The 9,717-nt window shown below is 41.1% G+C and carries 6 protein-coding genes; 2 read left to right on the top strand and 4 right to left on the bottom strand.

Annotated features, from left to right (window positions below; translation table 11 throughout):
• Positions 1-1,295: pentapeptide repeat-containing protein (locus CV014_RS10235; protein WP_236141926.1), on the top strand; the 1,295-nt coding region annotated here is incomplete at its 5' end.
• A gap of 43 nt (positions 1,296-1,338) precedes the next feature.
• On the opposite strand, the gene CV014_RS10230 is transcribed toward CV014_RS10235, so the two are convergent.
• The 3 genes from CV014_RS10230 to CV014_RS10225 all read right to left on the bottom strand — a co-directional run bounded on the left by CV014_RS10230 (position 1,339) and on the right by CV014_RS10225 (position 6,809).
• Positions 1,339-1,698 carry a hypothetical protein gene (locus tag CV014_RS10230; RefSeq protein ID WP_236141925.1) on the bottom strand — a complete coding sequence of 120 codons (360 nt, stop codon included), beginning with the start codon at positions 1,696-1,698 and terminating at the stop codon, positions 1,339-1,341.
• Positions 1,699-1,927: 229 nt separating this feature from the next.
• Entirely contained in the window at positions 1,928-2,116 is a 189-nt protein-coding gene (locus CV014_RS30370) for a CHAT domain-containing protein (protein ID WP_329608365.1), read from the bottom strand.
• Entirely contained in the window at positions 2,046-6,809 is a 4,764-nt protein-coding gene (locus tag CV014_RS10225; RefSeq protein WP_329608364.1) for a CHAT domain-containing protein, read from the bottom strand. Before CV014_RS10225 ends, CV014_RS30370 begins: the two co-directional genes overlap by 71 nt.
• Before the next feature lie 201 nt (positions 6,810-7,010).
• Between CV014_RS10225 and CV014_RS10220 the strand changes: the two genes are divergently transcribed.
• Entirely contained in the window at positions 7,011-8,861 is a 1,851-nt protein-coding gene (locus tag CV014_RS10220; protein WP_236141924.1) for a tetratricopeptide repeat protein, read from the top strand.
• A 141-nt stretch (positions 8,862-9,002) separates the two neighbouring features.
• On the opposite strand, the gene CV014_RS10215 is transcribed toward CV014_RS10220, so the two are convergent.
• A complete protein-coding gene (locus tag CV014_RS10215) occupies positions 9,003-9,671 on the bottom strand; it encodes a class I SAM-dependent methyltransferase (RefSeq protein ID WP_236141923.1) in 669 nt (222 codons plus the stop codon).
• Between the last annotated feature and the right edge of the window lie 46 nt (positions 9,672-9,717).

Below are 9,717 nucleotides of genomic sequence, written 5' to 3'. Positions count from 1 at the left end.
AACCAGATGATTTTGATGGTGCAAGTCCAGGTGAGGAAAATCGCCTGACCTCAGAAACGCTGGCTACACAGCAAGCCTTGGCTGCTATTTCGTCTTTGCAATCTCCGCAAAATACCGCAGCCTTACAAAAGGCTCGTTCTAGTTTTTCTATTAGCCGCAAGCCTCAATTAACAATTAAGCCTAGAGCATTGTTAATGACTGTGGTGGCGATCGCCATGACTTGTGTTGGCGTGGCTGTGAATAATGGGATTATCGGTGTGGTGGGAACGGTGTTAACGTTGCTACTATCTTTGTTAATCCTTTGGCCTTGGATCAAGTATATAGTTCAGGAACGGCTATCTGAGCAGAATAGAACTATATTTATTGCCTTAATGGGGTTAGTAGTCGCGTTCATTGGGGCGTTGAAATTTACTGGTGTGAGCGATCGCTTGCTACTGTGGGGTAAACGGGTTAATTGGGATGCTTCGGGAACTTTGGCGGAATGGTTCGGCGCATTGGGACAAATTTTGATTGCGATTATTGCTGTGTTTGTGGCTTGGCGACAGTACATTATTTCTAAAGACTTGACAATTCAGCAAAATCTGCTAACGGTGCAGCAAAATATTATTACCCAACAACAAACCATCGATTCTTATTTTCAAGGCGTTTCTGACTTGGTGTTAGATGACGAAGGATTACTAGAAGACTGGCCACAAGAAAGAGCGATCGCAGAAGGTCGGACGGCAGCAATTTTTAGTAGTGTTGATGGTAGTGGGAAAGCGAAAATTCTGCGTTTCTTGTCCCGTTCTAAATTACTCACACCCCTAAAACGCGATCGTCGTCTTGGTAGAGCCATCCTCAACGGTGTTGGCGGTTATGCAGAAGACCGTTTAGAAGGCGTGCGGGTGATAGATTTAGGTGTCATGTTAGCAGCAGCCGACCTTGCTAACACAGATTTACGCTGGACTGATCTCAGTGAAGCCAATCTTGTCCGCGCTAACCTCAGTGGTTGCGATTTAGTCAAAGCCAACCTTTCCCGCACCATTTTATATGATGCGGATTTAAGCGGTGCTGACTTCAATGGTGTACGCCTATTCTACGGCTCACTAGAAACCGCTTCACCCCGCAGCCGCACCGAACCCCCAGATTATGAGACTGGCGAACACACGGGTGCAGTAGTAGAAAACGCTGATTTTAGCAACGTACAGAGAATGTCTGATGCTAATCGTTATTACTGCTGCGCTTGGGGTGGAGAAAAAACCAGAAGCACAATTCCTGGCGGTTGTGAAGGCATTCCCAATCAGTTGGGAAAATAATCGATGGATACGATTAGTTATTTCTGTACAAATGGATTGATGATTATGCTATGAACTGAGATTGTAATCCAGACATATCTAAGACTTGTTCTGACCAAGCACTAGATTGTTCCTCCATTTTTTGACGTTCGCTATCATCAATCCAAAGATTATCAAACTTTAATTTCCACCGTGCTAATTCAACTTGAATGTTAACTAATTCTTCTGCATATTCCGGTTTAATTTCTGGGGCTGTCCACTCAATAAAACATATGGTTTCATCCACTAAACTTTCAACTGCTTCTTTGTCAACAGTATGAGAAAATGTTCTAACTCTGGATAAGTTTTCCGCTATGTATCCCAAGCGTTTTGATGGGTTATCGCTTTGAAATCGGGTTTTTTCTTCATTTAAATTCTGCTTCATATCCCCCTATTAACTCCTGAGTAATTTGTTTAACACATTCTCGAATCCCTGGATCTTGAATTAACATTGAGCGATTATTTTGACTAAGGAAAAATAAGGATATAAGCCCCTAAATTTATGGAGAAGAAAAAAGTGAAACATCATTAATTCAAGCCCCCGGATTCATCCGTGGGGTATTTAATTTTGAATTTTGAATTTTGAATTTTGAATTCGGAGCAAAGCGACGTGACTACCAAGGATTCCCAATCATAGTAAAGGCAGACCAAAAATAGGGATGACTGATATCTTTGTCGCCTAGTTCGGCTAGAATAGGGGGTAAAATTACACCTCCCCTGGTAGTTTCTAATCTACCGTTTTGTAAACGTACCTCCCCTTTGAGGGCTGCAACCTGGGCTTGGCGGAGGGCTTCGGCTTTGATGGGGGCGGTTTTTTAAGCGGTTGTAAAATTCACTGATTAAACCTAATGTCCCCTCGTCGGAGACATACCACAAACTAGCTAAGGCTGACTTAGCACCGGCTTGTACTGCAAAACCAGCAAAGCCTAACTCGGCTTCCTCATCCCCAAGGGCGGTACGACAGGCACTTAATACTACTAATTCTACAGGCGGATCATTCCAACCCAGTCGGCGGATTTGATCCATTTGCAATTGTGTATCCCACAGTTGAATATACGAGTTACCAGGCGCGCCTGGTTTAAATTCACCGTGGGTGGCTAAGTGGATAATCCCGAAGGGTGTTTGCTGGCGTTGGGTTTGGAGATTTTTCAGGGTAAAGGCTTCGTTGAGGAAGGATTTACCCGCCCACAGGCGGGGGGTGATGGTGTTTAATTCTGTGGGTACGGCTGGTAAAGGTTGCTGGTTGGTGAATTTTGATGCACCCATACTTAAAACTTGGGATTTTCTCACATCTACATATTTGGTATCGGTGAGGCTGAGACTGGGCATTAAGCCGACGCTATATTTTTCGACGAGATATTGTTTACCATCGTAAAGGGCGGCGATGGGTAGCGATCGCAAGCCGCTATCCATGATAAATACTAAATTCTGGACACCATATTGTTGTAATTCATTGGCGATGGGTTGAATTAGCCATTCATATAATTGCTGGCTTGATTCTATATAGTCTTTTCGCAGGCTAGGATCTGTGATGCGGCTTTTAAATGTTCTCGCCACAGCTAATATTTGCGATCGCGTGATGGGTAAAACTTTGCGGACTGGTTTATCCTTAGATGTGACTACGATTAATTCTAGGCGATCATCGGGAGATTGAATTTCTAGGGCTTTGTTGCTTGCAGCTTGATTGGGATTAGCAGAAATCTGCGGTACAAAACTCACGTAAATTAAGGCGGGTTTTACACCCGTCTCCGTTTCAATATCTTGTAAGATGTTCTGGGCTGTATTGGTGTTGGCAATTCTAGGGAGAGATGTTTTACCCAAGTATTGCTGAATTTGATTCGTGAATTTTTCATCAATTTCGGGAACGATTTGATTCACCACCGCCTGTGGAGTGACGACAGTAGGAAAGGTGGGAGAAATTTTTTCTAAGGTTGCAGGGTTAGGAGAATTGTCTGGAATTATGGGTGTGGGTGTGGGCGTTGGTGTGGGCGTTGGTGCGGGTGTTGGTGCGGGTGTTGGCGCGGGTGTTGGCGCAGGTGTTGGTGTAACTTGAACATTAATATTTTGCTCAGATGAAACAGAAACGCGATCGCTAGCTGTAATACTAAAGGCTGTAATGTCACCAGTAGCATCAGTTGGCGGTGTGTAGATTAACGTTGTATCTGCATCTAGGGTTGTTCCTGGTGTGATGATTGTGCCGTCTGCTAATGTTAATGTGCCGCTTTTTAATGCTGTAAAAGTTATGGTGCGGTTATCTAGATTGGCATCATCACTTGTAACATTTAAATCACCAAAATTAAATGTTATCGACTTATTTACTTCTGTGCTGGGAATATTATTATTGGCGGTGACAGTCGGCGGACTATTAATAGATATAATCCTAATTCCACTCGGAGTATCACTAGCTATTCCACCATTTTCTAAAACCGGAAATGTATTTACTGGTGAACTTGGGGTAATTTCAGAACTGCCTGTACTAATACCACCTGATGTACCATTTTCGCTAGCATCACCAACTGTGAATGGTACATTATCAACGCCACCATCATGTTGAATTTCCACCTCACCGGAAATACTATCTCCCGCAGTCAAGATAGTATTTCCTGGAAAGTCCCTATCAATCACTTCTCCTAATCCCTTGACGACTCCATTAGCTAAAACACTCACATTTCCGGCGTTAGCATCACCAGAACCTATCGTCTGAGCTTGAGTATTAATACTAGTAAAGGTGATATTCTTACTTGATAGTAAATTAATGTTTCCTGCTGTCATCGCACCGTAGCCGCCACTATTGGCAAAAGCATCAATGATATTGGTTGTGAGATTACCTGTAGTTGTAATCCTCACGGAACCCGCAATACTATTATCAGAAAAACCAGAATTGGGACTAGTTAATGACGTATTAATATTCCCTATGGAAGCATCTCCTCCAGATGTAATATTAATATTGCCCGCCGTAAGATTAGCAGAATTCATCATGCTGGATGATGAATCAATATCACCTGTTGTTACATTACCACCAGCTTCAATATTAATTGCCCCACTAGTCAAATTCTCTGAATTAGAATCACTAGTAGAAGAGTTAATATTACCTGTTGTCACATTACCAAAAGCTTGAATATCAACTGAACCAGCTATGACATCAGCCGGTACTTCATCAGAGAAACTCGCAGAAGAATTAATTTCACCTGTGGAAATATCTCCACTCACAGATTGTAAAATTACACTACCACCAAGCTGATAAATGAAACTAGATGCACTTGTGCTAGTGTCAATATCTCCGACTATAATATTAGCTGGTGTAGACGAACTACCAGTGCTGCTAAAGACAGTTCCCGATTCTGTGGTATCAGGAGGAACGTTAGCAGTAGATTCTAAACTACTCAAACCAGCTCTTAAAATTAAGGCAGGTTCATTAGCTAAAATACCTTCATCGGCGGAACAAGTACCATATGGACAAAGTGTAAAATCTGGACTATTAATTGTAATGTTGCCTGCTGTAATACTACCTGTAGATTCTACTTTTAAAGCGGGGCCAGTGTATTCACCAAAGGTAACATCACCATTAGCACTAATAATTGGGTCATAAAGACTGATAAAATTACCCCGATTACCCTGATTATTAAGAATAGAAAACTTACCGCCACTAGCAAAGTGAGTATCTAGAGAAATCTTGCCATTGCTGATTAAAGTTAAATCTCCGCCGCTAATAAAACTTGTGCGATTGAGATGATTAATAGCTAATATATCAATCCCTGCATTACCTTGTAGTAACAGATTATTTCCTGCAATTATAGAAACATTATTTGTGGTAGTATCACGCACTATAACAGAATTATTCGCTAGTAGATTTAAATTATTTGTCGTTGTAATTTTAGTTTCTGGTAATATTAAATTCTGATTGGCTAGCAAACTCACTGTTTGAGCATTGGCGTGTTTTACAACTACATCATTGCGATTCACTGGTAAACCAGAACCAACTAATTCTACTTCACCAAGATGATTAACTATTAATTGTGTTGCATGATTTCCACCGCCTCCAGTCAAAAGGTTTGCTAGGGAATTTTGGTAATTATTGAGATTAGTAGACTGAGGCAGAATTTCTAAACTTAAAAGATTACCAGGTATACTCAGACGGACTAAACTAGAACCAGGGACAGCAGCAACATTAATCTTTCCACCTGGCGCGGAAAGTTCCCCTGTGCTGACAACAGTAGAACCTAATAAAGTTAAGTTATTACCTGGTGTCACAGCCAGATTAGCTGTATTAATAATTGTCCCGTTGGCGTTCGCATCAAATACAAAACTATTAGGTGTTCCTAGCAGATTAACGTAATCATTCCAACCCTGGGTATGAAAGTAACTATTACTATGACTAAAACCAATATGGTTGGTGGTAGTGGCGGTAAATGAGGCGGGAACATTTAAGCTAGCATGGTTGCCGAAAATAATCCCATTAGGATTAATTAAAAATAAGTTAGAATTACCGCCTGTGACTTTAATTAAACCGTTAATATAGGAAGCATTCCCACCCGTAACACGCCCTAAAATATTTTGAATAGATGGTTGGGATAGGAAATTTGCCGTTTGATTGCTATCCAAACCAAACTGTGAGAAACTATGAAAAAGATTGGCGCGATCGCTACTCAAACTCCCGCCACTAATATCAATCTGATTGCCTTGATGATTCACAATCGTCCCAGTACCATCATTAGCTGGTGTAATGGACTGTGCTTGAGCAATACTAGGACATAACCCCAATAATAAAAAGATACTAACTAAACTGGTTTTGGCTTTCTGCGATTTACGTCGTTGTTTGGCTTTTTCTACCGCTCTACGAGCATATTTAGCCTGTAAAGCCGTATATTTAATAGATAAATTTTCTGAATGATGACGATAATAATATAGTGGTTTAAAAATATGTTCAACTTGACTGACTTCCGACAGACGCAAACATAAATCATAGTCTTCTGCATATGGTATATCTGTGTCTATTCCCCCAGCTAAATCAAACACTTCCCGCCGCATTAATCGGAAGTGAAATGTCATAAACTTATTTAACAGTTCTTCACTATTGTAGGGAATGAGACAACGATAACCATAACTCAGAAAATTATTTTGCGTACCAATATCTAAATAATCGGTGTACACCCAACCAATATCCGATTTTGTATCTAACACCGCAGCTGTTTCTTGTAATGCGGTGGGTGCTAACAAATCATCACTATCCACCCAACCAATATATTTACCACGAGTTTGGGCGATCGCTGCTTTTACAGCCTTGTTCATTCCCTGATTTCTAGATGCTACCACCCGCACCCGATGATCACACCGTTCATACTCACGCGCAATGGCTAGAGAATTATCTGTAGAACCATCATCCCAAATCAGTAATTCCAAATCTGACCGAGTTTGAGCTAAAACACTAGCAATAGCAGCATCAAGATAATGCTCCCGATTATAAACGGGAATCACAATTGAAATAACTGGATTCATAAATTTTGATTAAAATTTTTCCTACTTGATTATCGTATTTGGCTGCATTTTGTCATGTTCTAGCCCTAGTCATATTTGATGTTTGCAAATGTTTGCATAGTATCAATTAATTCCTGAATTTTGCTATATTTTTATCTGTGTTGCATTTCAGCTATATTAGCTGTAAATAAAATTAACTAAATTTAATTTTTCATAATTTATATGCAAAAATTCTTCGCCAAAACCCAAAAGCGGCGGACACTCACCAGGGAAAGACTCTACTATTTACCAACACCAAATAACAAGCCTGCATTAAAACTCTATGTTCCGGTGGTGGAGTTCACCAATCAGATAAAATCTAATTCATCTTTCTCCAAAATATTTTTCCGCAAAGGTTATTTACTCAGCTTCATATTTTTATTGATCACTGGGCTGATACCCACAGCCTTATTAGCCCAAGAAAAACTAGAACTAAAAGATTTTGATTATTGGGAAAGTTTTTGTAAACTCTTGGGAGAGGAAAAGAAATACGAAGAAGCGATCGCAGCTTGTAATCAAGCCATTGCACTTAAACCGGAAAATGCTGATATTTGGGTACTAAGAACCGATATTTTAATTAAACAAGCCAAATATAGCGAAGCTTTAGTATCAGCAGAACGCGCCTTGCGTCTGCAACCAAAATATGCCTTAGCCATCGCCCAACGCTGTCAAGCATTGTTAAATTTAAATAAATATGCCGAGGCGAATGCAGCCTGTGATTTAGCTTTGCGTGCTGATGGTAATTGGGGTGATACTACAGCAGAACTAGCTTGGTATAATAAGGGGATTGCCGAAAGTAAATTAGGCAAATTCTTGGAAGCTACAGACTCATTTAACCAAGCATTAAATCTGAATTCGCAAAACTCTTTAGCTTTGGTGGGTAAATGCCAAGCTTTAACAAACTTAGCAAGATTATATGAAGCAATTGAAACCTGTGATCAAGCCATCAAAGCTAATCAAAATTGGGGCGATAGTTCACCGGCGATCGCATGGTATCACAAAGGATTAGCACAACAAAAAAATGGTCAAATAGAAGAAGCGATCGCCTCATTTGATCAAGCCATAGCCATGAATCCCAAGGATGCAGATATCTGGCTTACCCACGGCGAAGCTTTAGCCAGCGTCGATAAACCCGCACAGGCTAGTGTTTCCTTTGAATTTGCCGTAAAATTAAGCCCTAACTATTCCTTGGCATTAGCTCATCAAAGTGCCACATTGAATAAATTAGGCAAATATAAAGAAGCTCAAGCAGCCAGTGACCAAGCCATCCAAGGTGATAACAGATGGGGTAATACAACTCCCGCACTAGCTTGGGAACAAAGGGGAATTGCGTTAGCGGGAATGGGTAACTATGAAGAAGGATTAGCTTCAATTGATCGCGCCATCGCCCTCAATCCCAACTACGCCGAAGCCTGGAACAATCGCGCCGTCACCCAATGGTATTTAGGTAGATATTCCCAAGCTATTGCTAATAGCGATCGCGCTACAACTATTAACCCTAAATATGCCCAAGCCTGGTTTAATAAAGGAAGAATCCTCAAAAGTTTAGAACGCTATCCAGAAGCACTAGCGGCATATAATAAAGCTATAGAAAATAGTAAATCTACAGAAAATACACTACTAGCCAATAGCTTGGCGAATCGGAGTGTAATTCTATGGCATTTATCACGCCATCAAGAAGCCTTAGCCTCAGCCGATCGCGCCATTGGCATCAATCCAGAATTATCTCTAGGATGGTATAACCGGGGCGTAGTGCTATTGAACCTCAGACGCTACCAAGAAGCCTTCACCGCCTACAATCGCGCCGACACTCTCACACCCAAAGATGCGAATATCCTCTTAGGGAAAGGGATAGCTTTATTAAAACTAGGCAAATTAGAAGATGCGATCGCTGCATTTACAGCCACATTAGCACTAGATCCGAAAAACACCATAGCACAAACTAATCAAACCATTGCCCAGGAAAAATTAAAACAACAGCAAGAACAGCAACAACCAAAGTTACCAGTTATTCCCGAAAAACCGCAGAATTAGGCTTTAATTTGCATATTAATATTCGCAGGGGGCAGAGGAGGCAGGGGGCAGGGGAGACAAGGGAGTTGAGAAGAATAAACAATTCCCCAATGCCCAATGCCCGATGCCCAATGCCCAATGCCCGATGCCCAATCCCCAAGCTTAATGCCGTTTACGTGCTAAAGTTAGCCCATCTGCGATCGTAATCAAACTAATATCTATGCGATCGTCTTGGGCTAGCTTACTGTTAAACTCCCGAATGGCGACGGTAGCTGTATCTTGTATTTCCGGTTGAGCTACTTTTCCAGACCACAATACATTATCAATCGCAATTAAACCACCAGGCCTAACCAACTGTAATGCTAGTTCGTAATAGCGATAATAATTTTCCTTATCAGCATCAATAAAGGCAAAATCAAAGCTTTCTGCTTGATTTTGAGCTAATAAATGTTCTAAAGTTTCCGTAGCTGGCGCAAGATGCAAGTCAATCTTATCTGCTACTCCCGCTTGTTCCCAATAGCGACGAGCCACAGACGTAAACTCCTCACTGACATCACAGGCTACAACTTTACCATCTGCGGGTAATGCCAAAGCCACACTCAAAGAACTATAACCCGTAAATACACCTACTTCCAAAGTTTTCTTCGCACTAATTAACTGTACCAAAAATGCCAAAAATTGCCCTTGTTCTGGTGCCACCTGCATATTTGCACGGGGATGATTGGCAGTTTCTTGGCGCAGTTGTAATAAAATTTCCGGTTCGCGCAGGGATACAGACAACAGATATTGGTACAAATCATCTGTCAGACTCAGTTTTTTACCAGTAGACATATTTTTAGTGGTAGTCAGGAATTACAAATCATTGTAGCTATTTATC

Origin of the sequence: Nostoc sp. CMAA1605 (assembly GCF_021596505.1) — a bacterium.
Lineage (GTDB): Bacteria > Cyanobacteriota > Cyanobacteriia > Cyanobacteriales > Nostocaceae > Trichormus.
Note: the sequence above shows the minus strand (reverse complement) of the source record. Positions and strands in the feature narration are given on the sequence as shown.